Annotated in this window: 19 protein-coding genes; 12 read left to right on the top strand and 7 right to left on the bottom strand. The window is 70.5% G+C overall.

Translation table 11 applies throughout. The features are described 5' to 3' along the window. Positions 1-4: 4 nt before the first annotated feature. Complete coding sequence (locus tag OH802_RS05385) at positions 5-931, bottom strand: serine hydrolase (protein ID WP_406025809.1); 927 nt, start codon at positions 929-931, stop codon at positions 5-7. Next, positions 928-1,815 (bottom strand): LysR family transcriptional regulator, encoded by an 888-nt coding sequence (locus OH802_RS05380; protein WP_406025807.1) that lies wholly within the window; start codon positions 1,813-1,815, stop codon positions 928-930. The genes OH802_RS05385 and OH802_RS05380 overlap by 4 nt, the downstream gene beginning before the upstream one ends. A gap of 90 nt (positions 1,816-1,905) precedes the next feature. On the opposite strand from OH802_RS05380, the gene bla reads away from it, so the two are divergent. Then, positions 1,906-2,784, top strand: coding sequence for a class A beta-lactamase (gene bla, locus OH802_RS05375; RefSeq protein WP_406025805.1), 879 nt, complete (start codon positions 1,906-1,908; stop codon positions 2,782-2,784). 103 nt (positions 2,785-2,887) lie between these two features. On the opposite strand, the gene OH802_RS05370 is transcribed toward bla, so the two are convergent. Next, positions 2,888-3,769, bottom strand: coding sequence for an SDR family oxidoreductase (locus OH802_RS05370; protein WP_406025803.1), 882 nt, complete (start codon positions 3,767-3,769; stop codon positions 2,888-2,890). Positions 3,770-3,850: 81 nt separating this feature from the next. Here OH802_RS05370 and OH802_RS05365 point away from each other — a divergent pair, with 81 nt between their 5' ends. The 5 genes from OH802_RS05365 to yidC are packed head-to-tail and all read left to right on the top strand — an operon-like array spanning position 3,851 to position 7,460. Further along, positions 3,851-4,594, top strand: coding sequence for an enoyl-CoA hydratase family protein (locus tag OH802_RS05365; RefSeq protein ID WP_406025801.1), 744 nt, complete (start codon positions 3,851-3,853; stop codon positions 4,592-4,594). Next, positions 4,591-5,661: an NAD(P)H-dependent flavin oxidoreductase gene (locus tag OH802_RS05360; RefSeq protein ID WP_406025799.1), complete on the top strand. Its 1,071-nt coding sequence runs from the start codon at positions 4,591-4,593 to the stop codon at positions 5,659-5,661. The genes OH802_RS05365 and OH802_RS05360 overlap by 4 nt, the downstream gene beginning before the upstream one ends. Positions 5,662-5,677: 16 nt before the next feature. Then, entirely contained in the window at positions 5,678-6,247 is a 570-nt protein-coding gene (locus OH802_RS05355; protein WP_406025797.1) for a GNAT family N-acetyltransferase, read from the top strand. A 35-nt stretch (positions 6,248-6,282) separates the two neighbouring features. Next, entirely contained in the window at positions 6,283-6,570 is a 288-nt protein-coding gene (locus OH802_RS05350) for a hypothetical protein (protein WP_406025795.1), read from the top strand. Between the two features lie 56 nt (positions 6,571-6,626). Next, positions 6,627-7,460 carry a membrane protein insertase YidC gene (yidC, locus tag OH802_RS05345; protein ID WP_406025793.1) on the top strand — a complete coding sequence of 278 codons (834 nt, stop codon included), beginning with the start codon at positions 6,627-6,629 and terminating at the stop codon, positions 7,458-7,460. On the opposite strand, the gene OH802_RS05340 is transcribed toward yidC, so the two are convergent. The 3 genes from OH802_RS05340 to OH802_RS05330 are packed head-to-tail and all read right to left on the bottom strand — an operon-like array spanning position 7,444 to position 10,578. Then, the gene (locus OH802_RS05340) at positions 7,444-8,592 is read right to left on the bottom strand and encodes an acetyl-CoA C-acetyltransferase (RefSeq protein ID WP_406025791.1); all 1,149 of its coding nucleotides are present in this window, start codon (positions 8,590-8,592) and stop codon (positions 7,444-7,446) included. The genes yidC and OH802_RS05340 overlap by 17 nt on opposite strands. A gap of 16 nt (positions 8,593-8,608) precedes the next feature. Continuing rightward, positions 8,609-9,403, bottom strand: a complete 795-nt coding sequence (locus tag OH802_RS05335; RefSeq protein ID WP_406025789.1) for an SDR family oxidoreductase — start codon at positions 9,401-9,403, stop codon at positions 8,609-8,611. Continuing rightward, a complete protein-coding gene (locus OH802_RS05330) occupies positions 9,400-10,578 on the bottom strand; it encodes an acyl-CoA dehydrogenase family protein (RefSeq protein WP_406025786.1) in 1,179 nt (392 codons plus the stop codon). The genes OH802_RS05335 and OH802_RS05330 overlap by 4 nt, the downstream gene beginning before the upstream one ends. Before the next feature lie 47 nt (positions 10,579-10,625). On the opposite strand from OH802_RS05330, the gene OH802_RS05325 reads away from it, so the two are divergent. Genes OH802_RS05325 through OH802_RS05300 form a run of 6 tightly spaced genes read left to right on the top strand, consistent with a single transcriptional unit; the run spans position 10,626 to position 16,176 of the window. Then, a complete protein-coding gene (locus OH802_RS05325; RefSeq protein WP_406025784.1) occupies positions 10,626-11,471 on the top strand; it encodes an enoyl-CoA hydratase in 846 nt (281 codons plus the stop codon). Next, entirely contained in the window at positions 11,468-12,598 is a 1,131-nt protein-coding gene (locus OH802_RS05320) for an acyl-CoA dehydrogenase family protein (RefSeq protein WP_406025782.1), read from the top strand. The genes OH802_RS05325 and OH802_RS05320 overlap by 4 nt, the downstream gene beginning before the upstream one ends. Continuing rightward, on the top strand, positions 12,595-13,671 hold the full coding sequence (locus OH802_RS05315) for an acyl-CoA dehydrogenase family protein (protein ID WP_406025780.1): 1,077 nt from the start codon (positions 12,595-12,597) through the stop codon (positions 13,669-13,671). The genes OH802_RS05320 and OH802_RS05315 overlap by 4 nt, the downstream gene beginning before the upstream one ends. Further along, entirely contained in the window at positions 13,668-14,624 is a 957-nt protein-coding gene (locus OH802_RS05310; RefSeq protein WP_406025778.1) for an acyl-CoA dehydrogenase family protein, read from the top strand. The genes OH802_RS05315 and OH802_RS05310 overlap by 4 nt, the downstream gene beginning before the upstream one ends. Next, the gene (locus tag OH802_RS05305) at positions 14,621-15,430 is read left to right on the top strand and encodes a CoA transferase subunit A (RefSeq protein WP_406025776.1); all 810 of its coding nucleotides are present in this window, start codon (positions 14,621-14,623) and stop codon (positions 15,428-15,430) included. Before OH802_RS05310 ends, OH802_RS05305 begins: the two co-directional genes overlap by 4 nt. Then, entirely contained in the window at positions 15,427-16,176 is a 750-nt protein-coding gene (locus OH802_RS05300; RefSeq protein WP_406025774.1) for a CoA-transferase subunit beta, read from the top strand. Before OH802_RS05305 ends, OH802_RS05300 begins: the two co-directional genes overlap by 4 nt. Before the next feature lie 23 nt (positions 16,177-16,199). On the opposite strand, the gene OH802_RS05295 is transcribed toward OH802_RS05300, so the two are convergent. Continuing rightward, positions 16,200-16,817: a TetR/AcrR family transcriptional regulator gene (locus OH802_RS05295; protein WP_350660357.1), complete on the bottom strand. Its 618-nt coding sequence runs from the start codon at positions 16,815-16,817 to the stop codon at positions 16,200-16,202. Positions 16,818-16,852 lie beyond the last annotated feature (35 nt).

The following is a 16,852-nucleotide window of genomic DNA, read 5'->3' as shown; positions in this document are numbered from 1 at the left end:
GGGCTCAGGTGAGGCGGCGGGAGGCGAGGGCTTCGACGGCGTCGCGGGCGGTGCCGGCGATGGTGAGATCGACGTCGTTCTGGATCCGGGCGGTGCGGTCGGAGTCGGTGAGTACGGCGATGGCGACGCGGCCGGCGGGGTGGGTGACCACGGCGATCTCGTGCCGCAGGGTGAGGAAGCCACCGGTCTTACCGGCGAGCTGGATGTCGTCGGCGAGCAGGTCGGCGGCGATCCGATGGGTGAAGACCTGCTTGCCCATCAGCTGACGCACCAGCTCGGTCGCCTCGGGCTTGGCGACCTCGTCGCGCCAGACGCGCTCGAGCAGGTCGACGCAGGCGCGCGGCGAGCCGATCGTGGCGCGTCCGACGTCGAGCGAGTCGATGACGTGCCGACCACCCGGCCGGCGGCCCTCGACCGCGAGCCGGGTGGCGAGGGCGAAGTCGTGGCCGGCGACGCGGGTGGCGTAGTCGTACATCGGCTGCATCCGGTGCCGCACCCGCAGCCCCTCCACGCCCCACTCGGCGAGCTGCTCGTCGACCTCGCGCGGCGAGACCCTGTCGAAGAGCGCGTCGGCGGCGGCGTTGTCGCTGAGGCCGAGCATCATCAGCATCAGGTCGGTGACCGAGCAGGTCGCGTCGTGGGTGAACGCCGAGATGCCGTACGGTCCGTAGCTCCGCTCCGCGGCGGTCAACGTCACCATCTCGCCCCCGTCGATCTCGCCGCGGGCGATCCGGTCCGCCACCACCAGCGCCAGCGGCACCTTCGCCACCGACGCCAGCGGCATCGGCCGGTCGACGCCGACCCCGACCTCGTGGCCGGTGTCGATGTCGCGGGCGAGGAACGCGACCCGGACCTGGAGCTCCTGGAAGCGCTCGGCGGTGGCCTCGGCGAGGTCGATCAGGCCCCGGTCGCTGCCGACGAGCGGACTCATCCGCGTCCTTCCTCGGGTGCACCGACGCAGGCGCCGAGCAGGGCGAGCGCCTGCTCCCGCACGGGGCCGACCGCCAGCGGTCCGGGCGGTGGTGGCCGCTCGACCAGCCGATGACCGCGCGCCACCTGGTCGACGAAGGGCGACCAGCTCAGTCCGTACGTCACCGCCTCATGCCGCGCGCAGACCAGGCTCGCGCGCCCCGCCATGGTCTCGGCCACCGCGAGCTCGTGCGGGGCGCGGCGCAGGGTGGCCGGTCCGATGCCGGCCCGGTCCGCGAGCCGTCGCAGCCGGCCGGCGGGATCGTCCAGGTCTCGTGGGAGGGCCAGCACCTGCGTACGTTCCCCGCCTCGGCGTGGTCGCAGCGAGCTCAGCGACACCGGCCCTTCGGCGGTCCCGGGAGCGGTGGCCGCGCCCAGCGGGGTGAGCCACGTGGCCGCGTCCGGGTCGCACGACTCGACCATCCAGGCGGCCGACTCCGGCGTCCCGTCGTGGTCGCTTTCGCTCGCGAGGCGTACGTCGACGCCTTCGGCCTCCAGCAGCGCGACCAACCGCGCGAGCGGCGCGGGGTCGCAGCCGGGCAGCACCGCGATCACGAAGCTCTCCCGGTCGTGGCGTCGGATGCTCCGCAGCAGATGGTCGGCCTGGTCGAGCAGGTGCCTGGCGCGTGGCAGGAGCGCCGTGCCGGCCGGGGTGAGCGCGATCTGGCGCCGGGTGCGGTCGAGCAGCTCCACCCCGAGCTCCCGCTCGAGAGCACGCAGGCGACGGCTGAGGAGCGGCTGGTCGACGCCCAGCTCGAGAGCGGCCTCGGAGACGCTCATCTCGTCCGCGACGGCGGCGAAGCCGCGCAGGTGAAGCAGTAGGTCCACGCGTACAGGATGGCTCATCGGCCCCACCTCGTCCCATGTCGGCGATGCATACGTCCATGCCGGATCGTCCTTGGACGCCGTCGCCACGGCGGGCTCACGATGCTGGCCATGACCACACCGATCCTCAGCCGCCGCGCCATCCTGGGCGGAGCCGCCACGGCGGTCGCCGTCGCCGCGACCGGAGTCAGCAGCTCCGTGGCGTACGCCACCGACAGCCCCTCGATCGCCGTGCTCGAGCAGAAGCACCAGCGTCACCTCGGCGTCTGGGCCAAGAACATGCGGACCGGCCGCGTCATCGAGCACCGTGCCGACGAGCGCTTCCCGATGCTCTCGACCTTCAAGACCCTGCTCGCCGCTTCGATCCTGCGCGATCATCCCGCGCGTACGCTCAAACAGCGTCTGACCTGGGAGGCGGCCGACGTCGTCGTCAACTCACCGGTCACCTCGCTCACGACGCGCAACGGCCTGACCGTCGCGCAGCTCGCCGAGGCGACGATGACGCGCTCCGACAACACCGCCGCCAACGAGCTGCTCCACCTCATCGGTGGCCCCTCCGGCATCACGCGCTTCGCCCGGTCCCTCGGCGACACCGTGACCCGGCTGGACCGCTGGGAGCCCGACCTCAACAGCGCGATCCCGGGCGACCCGCGCGACACCACCTCGCCCCGCGCGATCGCGCAGACCTACACCAAGCTGGTGCTCGGCGACGCCCTCGACCGCGCCGACCGTGACCAGCTGCTCACCTGGATGCTGGCCAACCAGTCGACCGTCACGAGGTTCGGCGCCGGGGTTCCGGCCGGCTGGCGGCTCGCCGACAAGACCGGCGGCGGTGACTACGCGTCGCGGAACGACGTCGGCGTCACCTGGACCCCTGACGGCGCCCCGATCGTCATCGCCGCCCTCACCCGCTCCGACGACCCCACCGCCGCACCCCTCGACGTCCCGCTCGCGGACATCGCGGCGACGGTGTGTGGGGAGCTCGGCTGAGCCGTTGGGATACCCGGTTAACCGGTGAAACCTGCACTTCTCTGGCGTTGCAACGCCAGAGAAGTGCAGGAATACCCTGTTAACCGGGTATCCCTGCAGGCAACTAGGCCCCGTACACCGCCTCAGGCACAGGCGCCTGCGCGAGGAGCTTGCGCAGCGCCGGGCCGACGTCGGCGGCGTCCCAGCGGGCGCCGGCGTCGGCCGAGGGGCCGTGGGCCCAGCCGTTCTCGACGGTGATCGTGGGACCGTCGATCTCGACGACCCGGCCGGTGATGTCGCGGGCGTCCCCGGAGGCGAGCCAGGCGACGATGGGGCTGTTGTCCTCGGGCAGTGCCATGGCGGAGGTGTCGAAGGCGCCCTCGGTCATCCGGGTCTTGGCGACCGGAGCGATGGCGTTGACGGTCACGCCGTAGCGGGACATCTCGGCGGCGGCGACCAGGGTGAGCCCGGCGATCCCGGCCTTGGCGGCCGAGTAGGTGCCCTGCCCGATCGAGCCCTGCAGGCCCGCGCCGGAGGAGGTGTTGATGACCCGTGCATCCCGCTGCCGCCCGGCCTTGGACTCCGCCCGCCAGTAGGCCCCCGCGTGCCGCAGCGTCGCGAAGTGACCCTTCAGATGTACCCGGATGACCGCGTCCCACTCCTCCTCGGAGGTGTTGACGAGCATCCGGTCGCGTACGAAACCGGCGTTGTTGACGAGGATGTCCAGACCGCCGTACGTCTCGATGGCCTGTCGCACCATCGCCTCGGCATCCGCGAAGTCGGCGACATCGGCGGCGTTGGCGACCGCTTCCCCACCTGCGGAGACGATCTCGTCGACGACCTGGGAAGCGGGCGACTCACCGGTGCCCTCGCCCGCCAGCGAGACGCCGAAGTCGTTGACGACCACCTTCGCCCCGTGACGGGCGAGCTCGAGCGCGTGCGCCCGGCCGATGCCTCGCCCCGCTCCGGTGACGATCGCGATCCGGCCTTCGAGCAGTCGAGCCATGGTGGCGTCCCTTTCAAGTCTTGCGTTCAGAAACCAAGCAAGTGCTAGGGTACCAAGCAATCGCTAGGTTAGGAACGGACCATGGGCATCTCCACCGAGATCACCGACGAGCAGATCGCCGTCGTGACGATGAACCACCCTCCGGTCAACGCGCTCCCGGTGAAGGGCTGGTTCGAGGTCGCCGACGCCGTCACGACCGCCGCCGACGAGGGCGCACGAGTCGTGATCCTGCGCGCCGAGGGCAAGGGCTTCAACGCCGGCGTCGACATCAAGGAGATGCAGCAGATCGAAGGGTTCGAGGGCATCCTCGGCGCCAACCGCGGCTGCTACGCGGCGTTCAAGGCGATCTACGAGTGCCCGGTCCCGGTCGTCGCCGCGGTCAACGGCTTCTGCCTCGGCGGAGGCGTCGGCCTGGTCGGCAACGCGGACACGATCGTGGCCAGCGACGACGCCTTCTTCGGCGTACCCGAGGTCGACCGCGGAGCCCTCGGCGCCGCCACCCATCTGAGCCGGCTCGTGCCCCAGCACATGCTGCGTACGCTCTATTTCACCGCCCAGACCATCACCGCCCAGCGCCTCCATGAGCTCGGATCGGTCCACCAGGTCGTTCCCCGCGAGGACCTCGACGACGCCGCCCTGGAGGTCGCGCGACAGATCGCCGCCAAGGACCCGCAGGTCATCCGCGCGGCCAAGGCCGCGCTCAACGGCATCGACCCGGTCGACGTCAACGCCTCCTACCGCTTCGAGCAGGGCTTCACCTACGAGCTCAACCTCGCCGGCGTGGCCGACGAGCGCCGCGACGCCTTCGTGAAGGACGGACGATGAGCACCGCACAGACATTCCGTACGCCGCTGACCGATCTCACCGGGGTCGACCACCCGATCGTGCAGACCGGCATGGGCTGGGTGGCTGGGCCGCGCCTCGTCTCCGCGACCGCCAACGCGGGCGCGCTCGGCATCCTGGCCTCGGCCACGATGACTCTCGAGGAGCTCGAGAAGGCGATCGCCGAGGTCAAGGGCCGCACCGACAAGCCGTTCGGTGTGAACCTGCGCGCCGACGCCTCGGACGCCCCCGACCGCTGCCGGCTCCTGATCGACCACGGCGTCAAGGTCGCCAGCTTCGCGTTGGCACCCAAACCCGAGCTCATCAGCAAGCTCAAGGAGCACGACATCGTCGTGATGCCCTCGATCGGTGCGGCCAAGCACGCGAAGAAGGTGGCGGGCTGGGGCGCCGACATGGTGATGATCCAGGGCGGCGAGGGCGGCGGCCACACCGGCGCGGTCCCGACCACCCTGCTCCTTCCCAGCGTCCTGGACGCCGTCGACATCCCCGTCGTCGCCGCGGGCGGCTTCTTCGACGGCCGCGGACTCGCCGCGGCCATGGCCTACGGCGCCGCGGGCATCGGCATGGGCACGCGCTTCCTGCTCACCGCCGACTCGGCCGTCCCGGAGGACGTCCGGCGCCGCTATCTGAGCTTCGGCCTCGACGGCACCGTCGTGACCACCAAAGCCGACGGCATGCCGCATCGCCTGCTCCGCACAGAGTTCATCGACACCCTCGAGAAGGAGGGCCTGACCGCGAAGCTGCTGCGCACGCTCAAGCGCACCCGGCAGTTCAAGGACATGTCCGGCCTCCCCTGGCGGACGCTCATCAAGGACGGCCGAAGCATGGTCCACGGCGGCGACCGCACCTGGGCCGAGGTCGTACTCGCCGCCAACACCCCGATGCTGCTCCGCGCCGGCCTCGTCGAGGGCGACACGAACGCCGGGATGCTCTCCAGCGGCCAGGTCGTCGGCCTCCTCGACGACCTCCCCACCTGCGAGGAGCTGGTCGACCGCATCGTCGCCCAGGCCGCCGACCGCCTCAAACACCTGGACGCGACCCGCGCCTGAGCCTCAGGGTGGACGCATGGCCATCGAGGTTCGCCCGGCGACGGTTTTCGAGGACGTACGCGCTCTTGTCGGTCCCAAACGGCCCGACGCCAGCGTGTGCTGGTGCCTGAGCTACCGGATCCCGTCGAAGCTCAACAACGAGCTGCACGGCCCGGAGCGCGGCGAATATGTCCGCACTCTGCTCGAGGAGGGGCCGCTGGGCGTGCTCGCCTACGACGGCGACGAGCCCGTCGGGTGGGCCGCGATCGCACCCCGCGCCGACACCTCCTTCGCCCGCAACCGCAAGATCCCGCACGTCGACGACCTCCCGGTCTGGTCGCTGTGGTGCATCCGGGTCCGGCCCGGCCACCGCGGCAAGGGCATCTCGCACACGCTCATCGAGGGGGCCGTCGACTACGCGCGCGACCACGGCGCTCCCGCCGTCGAGGCCTACCCGCTCGACAACCAGGGCGCCAAGGTCGACCTGACGATGGCGTACGCCGGGATCCGCAAGAACTTCGAGGCCGCTGGCTTCACCTGGGCCGCCGACACCACCTCGGTCCTCGCCGGCCACCCGCGCGTGCTGATGCGGCGCGACCTGAGATGAGGGCCCGGTTGACCACGATCGGTAGAGTGTGAGTCGTGAAGAACGAGACGAGCCGCGTACGCATCGCGCTCGTCGCACTTTTCACGCTGATGCTCCCGGCGCTGATGAGCGTCGATCCCGAGCAGGCGCTGCTCACCATCGCCGTCTCGACCGCGCTCGCGGCCGTGGCCGTCGGAGCGCTCCACAACGTCAGCGCGTTCGCCCTGGTCAGGGCACGTTCGACGGTCCCTCCGGACGTATCCGACGGACCTCACCATCTCGCTGCCCGGGTCACCGACCCGGTGTGCTCCCCGCGCCGCCCCCGCGCTCCTGAGCAGGTCTGACCGCTCGCCCACCGGCGAGCCCGTCAGGCCTACCCACACACCTCAGGAGCACACCCATGTCCGTTCTCGCCCCGTTGTCGCACGCCCTCGCCGCCGTCCTCGCCGGCGCCCACCACGTCCTCTCCTTCGTCGGCCCCAACGTCAGCTGGCTGCTGGCCATCGCCGCCGTCGTGGTGCTGGTCCGGCTCGTCCTCCTGCCGCTCACGATCCGCGGCGTACGCCACTCCCACGCCGCCGCCCGAGCCCGCCCGCAGCTGCAGGCGCTGACCAAGAAGTACGCCAAGAAGAACTCGTCCAAGAGCCCGAGCCAGGCCGATGTGATGGCGATGATGGAGGAGCGGCGCAAGATCAACGAGGAGCACGGCGTACCCCGCTTCGCCATGCTCGCCGCCTTCGCCCAGCTGCCGATCTTCCTGGCGCTCTACCACCTCCTCTCCGACGTCAGCCGGAACAACGCGGTCGGCGCGATGAACGACTCGCTGGTCAGCTCACTCGGAGCGGCGACCTTCCTGGGCACCCCGCTCACCGGCCATGGCTACCTCTCCGGAGACACGACCCACCTGGTCATCACCCTCGGCCTCGCCGCGACCGCCGCGGCGGTCAGCTACCTCAGCCAGCGGCTGTGGGTCCTGCCCAACATGGTGCGCGCCGACCTGCCCGAGTCGATGGTGCGGATGCAGGAGCTCATGCCCGTCATCTCAGCCGGCGGCATGCTCCTCGCCGGCAGCAGCGTCCCCCTCGCCCTGCTGGTCTACTGGGTCATCAGCGGCCTGTGGACCGCAGGCCAGGCCGCCGTCATCCACCGCTGGTTCCCCACCCCTGGCTCCCCCGCCGCCGCACGCGCCGAGAAACGACACGAGAAGCGCGCTTTGCTCACAGCCGCTCGATGATGGTGACGTTGGCCTGACCGCCGCCCTCACACATGGCCTGGAGGCCGTAGCGGCCGCCGGTGCGCTCGAGCTCGTTGAGGAGAGTGGTCATCAGCCGGGTGCCGGTGGCCCCGATGGGGTGACCGAGGGCGATGCCGCCGCCGTTGACGTTCACCTTCGAATGCGGGACGTCGAGCTCCTTCATCCAGGCCAGGACGACGCTCGCGAAGGCCTCGTTGCACTCGAACAGGTCGATGTCGTCGACCGTCAGACCGGTCTTGGCCAGGGCGTGACGGGTGGCTTCGATCGGGCCGGTGAGCATCCATACCGGGTCGTCGCCGCGGACCGAGAGGTGGTGGATCCGGGCGCGGGGGGTGAGGCCGAATGTGCGTGCGGCCGCGGCCGAGGCCACCAGCAGCGCCGACGACGCGTCGCAGATCTGCGAGGCGACAGCCGCGGTGATCCGTCCGCCGGGAGCGAGCGGCTCGAGGGAGGCCATCTTCTCGAGCGAGGTCTCCCGCGGGCACTGGTCGACGGCGAAGTCGCCGACCGGCACGATCTCCCGGTCGAATCGCCCCTCGGCGATCGCGGCCTTGGCGCGCTGGTGCGAGGCGAGCGCGTACGCCTCCATGTCCTCCCGCGAGATGTCCCACTTCTCCGCGATCATCTCGGCGGACCGGAACTGGGAGACCTCCTGGTCGCCGTAGCGCTTCACCCAGCCGGGCGACTCGGCGAACGGGGTGGTGAACCCGTACTGCTGCCCCACCAGCATCGCCGCCGAGATCGGGATCGCGGACATGTTCTGGAGCCCACCCGCGACGACCAGGTCCTGCGTCCCCGACATCACGCCCTGAGCCGCGAAGTGCACCGCCTGCTGCGAGGAGCCGCACTGCCGGTCGATGGTCACGCCGGGTACGTGGTCGGGCAGCCCGGCCACCAGCCACGCGGTCCGCGCGACGTCGCCGGCCTGCCCGCCGATGGTGTCGCAGCAGCCCATGATCACGTCGTCGACGGCTCCCGGGTCGATCCCGGTGCGGTCGACGAGCGCGGCGAGCGAGTGGGCGCCGAGGTCGGCCGGGTGGACCTCGGCCAGTGCGCCCCCGCGCTTGCCGACAGGCGTACGAACCGCGTCGATGATGAATGCCTCAGACATCTGGTGACCCTCTCGATCAGGCGTGCTGGCTGGAGACGGAGACGACCTCGCCGGTCATGTAGGACGAGTAGTCGCTGGCCAGGAAGACCATCACGTTGGCGACCTCCCACGGCTCGGCGGCTCGGCCGAACGCCTCGCGGCCCTTGAGCTCCACCAGGAGCTCGGGCGAGGTGACCTTCTCGAGGAACGGGTGCATCGCCAGGGACGGCGAGACCGCGTTGACCCGGATCCCGTGCGGCGCGAGGTCGGCCGCGGCGGAGCGGGTCAGCGCCATCACCCCGGCCTTGGCCGCGGCGTAGTGCGCCTGCCCCTCCTGGGCACGCCAGCCGATCACGGAGGCGTTGTTGACGATGACGCCGCGCTTCCCGGCGGCCACGAACCGCTGCCCGACCGCTCGGACGCATCGGAACGTCCCGGTCAGGGTGATGTCGAGAACGCGAGACCACTGCTCGTCGGTCATCTCCAGCACCGAGGCGGTCCCACCGAGGCCGGCGTTGTTGATCATGACGTCGACACCGCCGTACGGCTCCGCGGCGTCGAGCAACGCCTGGACCTGGTCCTCCTGCGTGACATCGCAGGTCACGGCCGTGATCCGGTCCTCCCCGAACTCCTCGGCGAGAGCGTCACGCGACTCCTTGAGCCGGCGCTCGTGGGTGTCGGAGACGACGACCGCCTTCGCGCCCTCCTCGAGCACCTTCCGCACCACCGCCGCACCGATCCCCGCACCGGCGGCAGCCGTCACGACGACGACCCGTCCCTCCAGGAGCGCGTGGCCGGGGACGTACGTGGGGGCTTGCTGTTCCGCCTTCATGCACGGGCCTCTCGTGGCAGGCCGAGCACGCGCTCGGCGATGATGTTCCGTTGGATCTCGTCCGAACCGCCGTAGATCGTGTCGGCGCGGGAGAAGAGGTAGAGCGACTGCAGCCGGTCGAGCGCGTAGCCCTCCCCGGTGGTCAACCCGGCGAGCCCGACGACGTCCATCGCCAGCTCGCCGAGCTCGCGGTGCCACCGCGCCCAGAGCAGCTTGGAGACGCTCGCCTCGGGGCCCGAGGAGCCGGAGTCGTACGCAGAGAGGGTCCGCAGCGCGTGCAGCCGGAGCACCTCCAGCCCGACGTGGGCCTGGCTGAGTCGCGAGGCGATGCCGGGGTCGTCGATGGTGCCGTTGGCCCGGGCTGCGTCCTCGACCGTCTCCAACTCACGCGCGAACCCGACCTGCTGACCGATCGTGGAGACCCCGCGCTCGAACCCGAGGGTCGCCATCGCGACCTTCCAGCCGTCGCCGGGCTCGCCCACGACCAAGTCGGCCGAGGTGACGGCGCCGTCGAAGAAGACCTCGTTGAACTCCGAGGTGCCGGTGAGCTGCTCGATCGGACGTACGTCGACACCGGGCTGCGCCATCGGCACCAGCAGATAGGACAGGCCGTGATGCCGCGACGAGCCCGGTTCGGTCCGGCACACCACGAAGCACCAGTCGGACAGGTGGGCGTTCGACGTCCAGACCTTCTGCCCGTCCACCACCCATTGGGAGCCGTCCAGCCGCGCGCGCGTGCGCACCCCCGCCAGGTCGGACCCGGCGCCGGGCTCGGAGTAGCCCTGGCACCACAGCTCCTCCACCGCCACGATCTTCGGCAGGAACCGCTCCTTCTGAGCGTCGGTTCCGTGGGCGATCAAGGTGGGGCCGAGCAGCTCCTCGCCGAGATGGTTGATCCGGACCGGGGCGTCGGCCCGCGCGTACTCCTCGTGGAAGATCACCTGCTGGAACAGCGGCAGGCCGCGCCCGCCGTGCTCCTCGGGCCAGCCCAGGCAGGTCCAGCCGTGCTCGGCCAGGTAGCGGTTCCACGCCAGCCGCCCCTCGTACGACTCGTGGTCGCGGCCGTTCCCACCGGTGCCGCGCAGCGCGGCCCACTCGCCGACCAGATGGTCGGCCAGCCACTCGCGCACCTCGGCACGGAACGCCTCGTCCTCGGCGGAGTAGGTCAGGTCCATACCGGACAACCTACCAAACCAAGCACTTGTTTGGTAGCGTCTGCGGCATGAGCGCCACTCCAACCGAGACCAGTGTCGTGACGTACGAGACCCACGGACCCGTCGCGGTGGTGCGGCTGAACCGCCCCGAATACCGCAACGCCCAGAACTCGAAGGTGACCTACGCGCTCGACGAGGCGTTCACCCGAGCGACCAACGATGACGAGGTCAAGGTGATCGTCCTCGGCGGCAACGGCAAGCACTTCTGCGCCGGCCACGACATCGGCACGCCGGGCCGCGACATCGACGAGAGCTTCGAGCGCAAGGCCGTGATGTGGTGGGACCACGTCGGCAAGGAGGGCGTCGACTCTCGCTTCGCGCGCGAGTCCGAGGTCTACCTCGGCATGTGCCGCCGCTGGCGCGAGCTGCCGAAGCCGATGATCGCGATGGTGCAGGGCGCCTGCATCGCCGGCGGCCTGATGCTGGCCTGGTCCTGCGACTTCATCGTCGCCTCCGACGACGCCTTCTTCTCCGACCCGGTGGTCAAGATGGGCATCCCCGGGGTCGAGTACTTCGCCCACCCATGGGTCACCAACCCGCGCGCTGCCAAGGAGATGCTCTTCACCGGCGACCGCTTCTCCGCCGAGCAGGCCGAGCGCTGGGGCATGGTCAACCATGTCGTACGCCGCGACGACCTCGAGACCGAGACGCTCGCCCTCGCGGGGCGGATCGCCGAGATGCCGCGCCTGGGGCTGGCGCTGGCGAAGAAGGCGGTCAACCAGGCCGAGGACCTGATGGGGATGCGCGCCGGGATGGACTCGGTCTTCGGCCTCCACCACGCCGCTCACGCCCACAACGCCGAGGTCGGCAAGGACTCGCTCGCCGGGATGAACGCGAGGTCGATGAAGTCATGAGCTTGCTGGAGTTCACCGAGGCCGAGGAGGGCTTCCGGCTCGAGGCACGCGAGTGGCTGGCTGCCAACAACCCCGGCCGGCTGCCGTCGATGGACACCGCTGAGGGCGCCGCGGCGCACCGGGAGTGGGAGCGCACCCTCGCCTCCGGTCGTTGGTCGGTGGTCGCCTGGACGGAGATCTACGGCGGCCGGGACGCGTCACTGACCGAGTGGGTCGTCTTCGAGGAGGAGTACTACCTCGCCGGCGCCCCGACGAGGATCAGCCAGAACGGCATCTCGCTGCTCGCACCGATCATCTTCGGCCACGGGACCGAGGAGCAGAAGGAGCGCTACCTGCGCGACATGACCGACGGCACGCTCGTCTGGGCCCAGGCCTGGTCAGAGCCGGAGGCGGGGTCCGACCTGGCCTCGCTCCGGGCGACCGCGACGCGGGTCGAGGGCGGCTGGAGGCTCAACGGCCAGAAGACCTGGAGCAGCCGTGCGCCCTTCGCCGACCGCGGCTTCGGCCTCTTCCGTTCGGATCCTTCCGCCGAGCGGCACCGTGGCCTGACGTACTTCCTCTTTCCGCTCGACGCCGACGGCGTCACGGTCCGTCCGATCGACCAGCTCGACGGCACTCCCGGTTTCGCGGAGATCTTCTTCGACGACGTCTTCGTGCCCGATGAGGACGTCCTCGGCGGGGTCGGCGACGGCTGGAAGGTCGCGATGTCGACCGCGGGCAACGAACGGGGTCTGTCGCTGCGTTCGCCGGGGCGGTTCTGTGCCGCGGCGGAGCGGCTGACGGACCTGTGGGCGTCCGACCCGCAGCCGCATCTGCGTGACCAGGTCGTCGACGCCTGGATCGGGGCCGAGGCCTACCGCCTCTACACCTGGGGCACCGTCACCCACGTCGAGGCCGGCGGCTCCGTCGGCGCCGAGGGCTCGATCAACAAGCTGTGGTGGTCCGACCTCGACCTCTCGCTGCACGAGACCGCACTCTCGCTGCTCGGCGCCGACGCCGAGCTCGAAGGACGCTGGCTCGACGACTACCTCTTCTCGCTGTCCGGCCCGATCTACGCCGGCACCAACCAGATCCAGCGCAACATCGTCGCCGAGCGGGTGCTCGGCCTGCCGAGGGGTGGCCGATGAGGTTCGGACGTACGCCGGAGCAGCACGCCTTCTCCGAAGCACTCGACGATCTGCTTGGCACCGCAGGCGTGCCGTCGGTCGCCCGTGCCTGGGCGGCAGACCACTCCTCCGGCCTGAAGCTGTGGCAGCGGCTCGCCGAGCTCGGTGTCACCGGGCTGCTGGTGCCGGAGGAGCACGGGGGCGTGGGGGCCACCCCGGTCGACCTGACCGTCGCCTTCGAGCGGCTCGGCTATCACGGCGTCCCGGGGCCATGGATCGAGTCCGCCGCCGTCGCGCCGCGCGTCCTTGCGGGCACTCCCGACTCGGACCTCCTCCCGCGGATGGCCTCCGGCGAGGCGCTCGCGTCGGTGGCTGCCACTACGCGGGCTCTCGACGCCGACGTCGCCGAGCGGACGTACGCGCTGAAGAACTGTGTTGGCCTCGACACGCCTCCGCCTAGCGGCTCCGGCGGCTCGACCAGTGACGCGTTGGTTGAGCCCGGCGAGCGCCAGCGAGCCGGTGTCGAAACCAACACAGTCCCGTCCGCCACCCTCTGCCACGCGGTTGTCGGCGCCGAGCGGAAGTCGGTCGACCCGACCCGACGGCTCTTCGACGTGACCCCGGGCGAGGAGATCGCCATGGTCGACGCGGCGACGGCGCTCGACCTCGGCGCCCTCGCCTGCTCGGCCCAGCTCCTCGGCGCCGGGCTGCGCCTGCTCGACGACTCGGTCGCCTACGTGAAGCAGCGGACGCAGTTCGGGCGTCCGATCGGCGAGTTCCAGGCGGTCAAGCACCTGCTCGCGGACGTACGCGTCGCTCTGGACTTCGCGGCCCCGCTGGTGCACAACGCAGCGGTCGAGCTCGACGCGGAGGCGCCCACGGCGGCCCGGGCGGTCTCGGCCGCGAAGGTGGCGGCCGGGGACGCGGCGTACCTCGCCTCGCGCACCGCGCTCCAGGTCCACGGCGCGATCGGCTACACCCGCGAGTTCGACCTGAGCCTGTGGATCCTGAAGGTGCGCGCGCTGGTCAGTGCCTGGGGCACCCCGGCCGAGCATCGTGCGCGGATCCTCGAGTCGCTGGTGGCAAGCCGATGAGGTTCGCGCTCACCGAGGAGCAGTCCGACCTGGTCGCGACCGTGCACACGCTGATCGCCAAGCGGGCCGCGTCGATGGATCTGCGGGCCGCGATCAGCACGCGCGAGGGCTACGACACCACCCTGTGGCAGACGCTCACCGAGCAGATCGGGGTGACCGCGCTGGCGGTCCCCGAGGCGTACGGCGGGGTCGGCTGCTCCTACATCGAGGCGCATCTCGTCCTCGAGGAGCTCGGCGCCACGCTCACGCCGTCGCCGTTCGTCGGCACGCTGCTGGCGACCCAGGTGCTGACTGCCGCCGGCGTCCCACGGGCCGGTGAGCTGCTGGAGCGGATCGCCGGCGGCGCCACGGCCGCGGTGGCCGCCCCGGGGTCCGATCTCGTCATCGACGCGACCGGCGCAGAGATCCTTCTCGTGCTGCGCGGCGACCAGCTCCATGCGGTGGATCCTTCGGCGGCCACCGTCACTCCGACCCCGGCCCTGGACCCGACCTGGAGGTTCGCGACGGTCACCTCCGACGACGCCTCAGGCGTCCTCGTCGGCACGGTCGACCCGGCGTACGTCACCACCGTCGGCGCCACCATGATGACCGCCCTTCAGGCCGGAGCGGCGCGCGAAGCGCTGGAACGTACGGTCGCCTATCTCAAGGAGCGCCACCAGTTCGGCCGTCCTCTCGGCTCGTTCCAGGCGCTCAAGCACCGGTGCGCCGACCTGTTGGTCCAGGTCGAGACCGCGCGGACGATGAGCTGGGCGGCGGCCTGGGAGCTGACTCAGTCGACTCCCGATGTCCACCTGATCCGCGCCGCCAAGACCTGGTGCTCCGATGCGTTCTCGCAGGTCGCGGCCGAGATGATCCAGCTCCACGGCGGGGTGGCGATCACCTGGGAGCACGACGCCCACCTCTACTTCAAGCGCGCCCACGCCACCGCCCAGCTCTTCCGAGGAGACACGTGAACAAGACACTCCCCCTCACCGAGGTCAGCAGCAAGCTCGAGTCCGGGATGACCATCGGCATCGGCGGCTGGGGCTCGCGGCGCAAGCCGATGGCGCTGGTCAAGGAGATCCTCCGCAGCGACATCACCGACCTGACCGTGGTCGCGTTCGGTGGCCCCGACGTGGGTCTGCTGGCGCGAGCCGGCAAGATCCGCAAGCTGGTCTACGGCTTCGTCAGCCTCGACTCGATCCCGCTCGACCCGAACTTCACCCGCGCCCGCGAGCGGGGCGAGATCCCGGAGACGAGCGAGTACGACGAGGGCATGTTCGTCGCCGGTCTCAAGGCGGGCGCCAACCGGCTCTCGTTCCAGCCCATCCGCGCAGGCCTCGGCAGCGACGTGATGGCGATGAACCCCGACCTCAAGACGGTGAAGTCGCCCTACGACGACGAGGAGTACGTCGCCGTCCCCGGGCTCCGCCTCGACGTCTCACTCATCCATCTCAACCGCGCCGACGCGGCCGGCAACGGGCAGTACCTCGGCCCCGACCCCTACTTCGACGACCTCTTCGCGATGGCCGCCGACACCACGATCATGTCGGTCGAGCAGATCGTCTCCACCGACGACCTGACCGCCAAGGCCCCGCCGCAGACGCTCCTGGTCCCCCGGATCTTCGTCGACCACGTCGTCGAAGCCCCCGGTGGCGCCCACTTCACCAGCTGCGAGCCCGACTACGGCCGCGACGAAGAGTTCCAGAAGACGTACGTCACCGCAGCCAAGTCGGATTCCGACAGCGACTGGGCCGAGTTCGAGGAGCGTTACCTGTGACCCTGCAAACGATCAGCCGAGCAGACATCTGCGTAGCCGCCGTCTCGGACGCCTTCAAGGGCTCCGGCGAGGTGCTCGCCCACGCCGTCGGAATCGTCCCGGCCATCGGCGTACGCCTGGCCAAGGCCACCCACACCCCCGAGCTCGCGCTCAGCGACGGTGAGGCGTTCATGATGGCCGAGGCTCCCCCGCTGCTGAAGACCGCGGCGGCCGGCGGCACCCCTGAGGCCTGGGTGCCTTTCCGCAGCATCTTCGACATCGTCGCCAGCGGCCGCCGGCACTCGATGATGGGCGCCAGCCAGATCGACCGCCACGGCAACCAGAACATCTCCTCGATCGGCGACTGGCGGCAGCCGAAACGCCAGCTGATCGGCGTACGCGGCGCCCCCGGCAACACCGTCAACCACCGTGTCGACTACTGGGTCGCCAAGCACTCCGCCCGGATCTTCGTCGACCGCGTCGACGTCGCCAGCGGCGTCGGCAACGACCGCGCCACCGGCGCCGCCGGGCGTTTCCACGACCTCGGCGTCATCGTCACCAACCTCGCGGTCTTCGGCTACGACGAGAATGGCCTGATCAAGGTCGACTCGATCCACCCCGGCGTCACGCCCGAGGAGCTTCAGGAGGCCACCGGTTTCCCGATCGACGCCACCGACGCGCCCCTCACCCGCGAGCCCACCCCGGACGAGATGAAGATCATCGAGGCAGAAGACCCCAAGGGCCTCCGCTTCAAAGAGGTCCCGTAAAGCCCCCGCGAGCCGACTCGGCGTCAGGCGAGGATGCCGGCGTGGAGCAGCTTCAGATACTGCTCCGCGAGGGTCTCAGGAGTGTGGCGACCGCCGGGGCGATACCAAGAGACGGTGGACCAGACGCCGTCACGGATGAACCGGTAGGTCAGCGCAGGGTCGAGGGAGGCGTGGAAGGCTCCCGAGGCCTGACCGGCCTCGATGACCCGGATCCAGAGCGCCTCGTTGTCGCGCGAGCGCTCGGCGACGAACTCGAAGCCCTCGACGGTCGCCAGGAAGGACGCCTCGTTCTGGTAGAGCGCGACGGCGAGCCGCTCGTTGTGGATCGTCCGGAACGACTCGGTGATCAGTCCGTCCAGGTCGGCCTGCGGGTCGACCCCGCTCTCGACGATCTCGGTGAACCGCGCGTTGAGCCCGTCGAGGAACCCCGACAGCAGCTCGGTCAACATCGCTTCCTTGGACCGGAAGTGGTGGTAGAGCGAGCCGGACAGGATCCCGGCGGCGTCTGCGATGTCGCGTACGGTCGTCTGGGCGAAGCCCTTGGTCGCGAACATCTCGGCAGCCAGCGTGAGCAGCTCGGCCCGCCGCGACGACCCCGACGCCGTCCCCCGCCTTCTCGGCGCAACCCCCGTGTCAGTCATGGACGAAGCCTACCAAACAAGCAGTTGCTCAACTA

Origin of the sequence: Nocardioides sp. NBC_00850 (assembly GCF_045207335.1) — a bacterium.
Classification (GTDB): Bacteria; Actinomycetota; Actinomycetes; order Propionibacteriales; family Nocardioidaceae; genus Nocardioides.
This window is presented reverse-complemented; position numbering and strand designations above follow the sequence as displayed.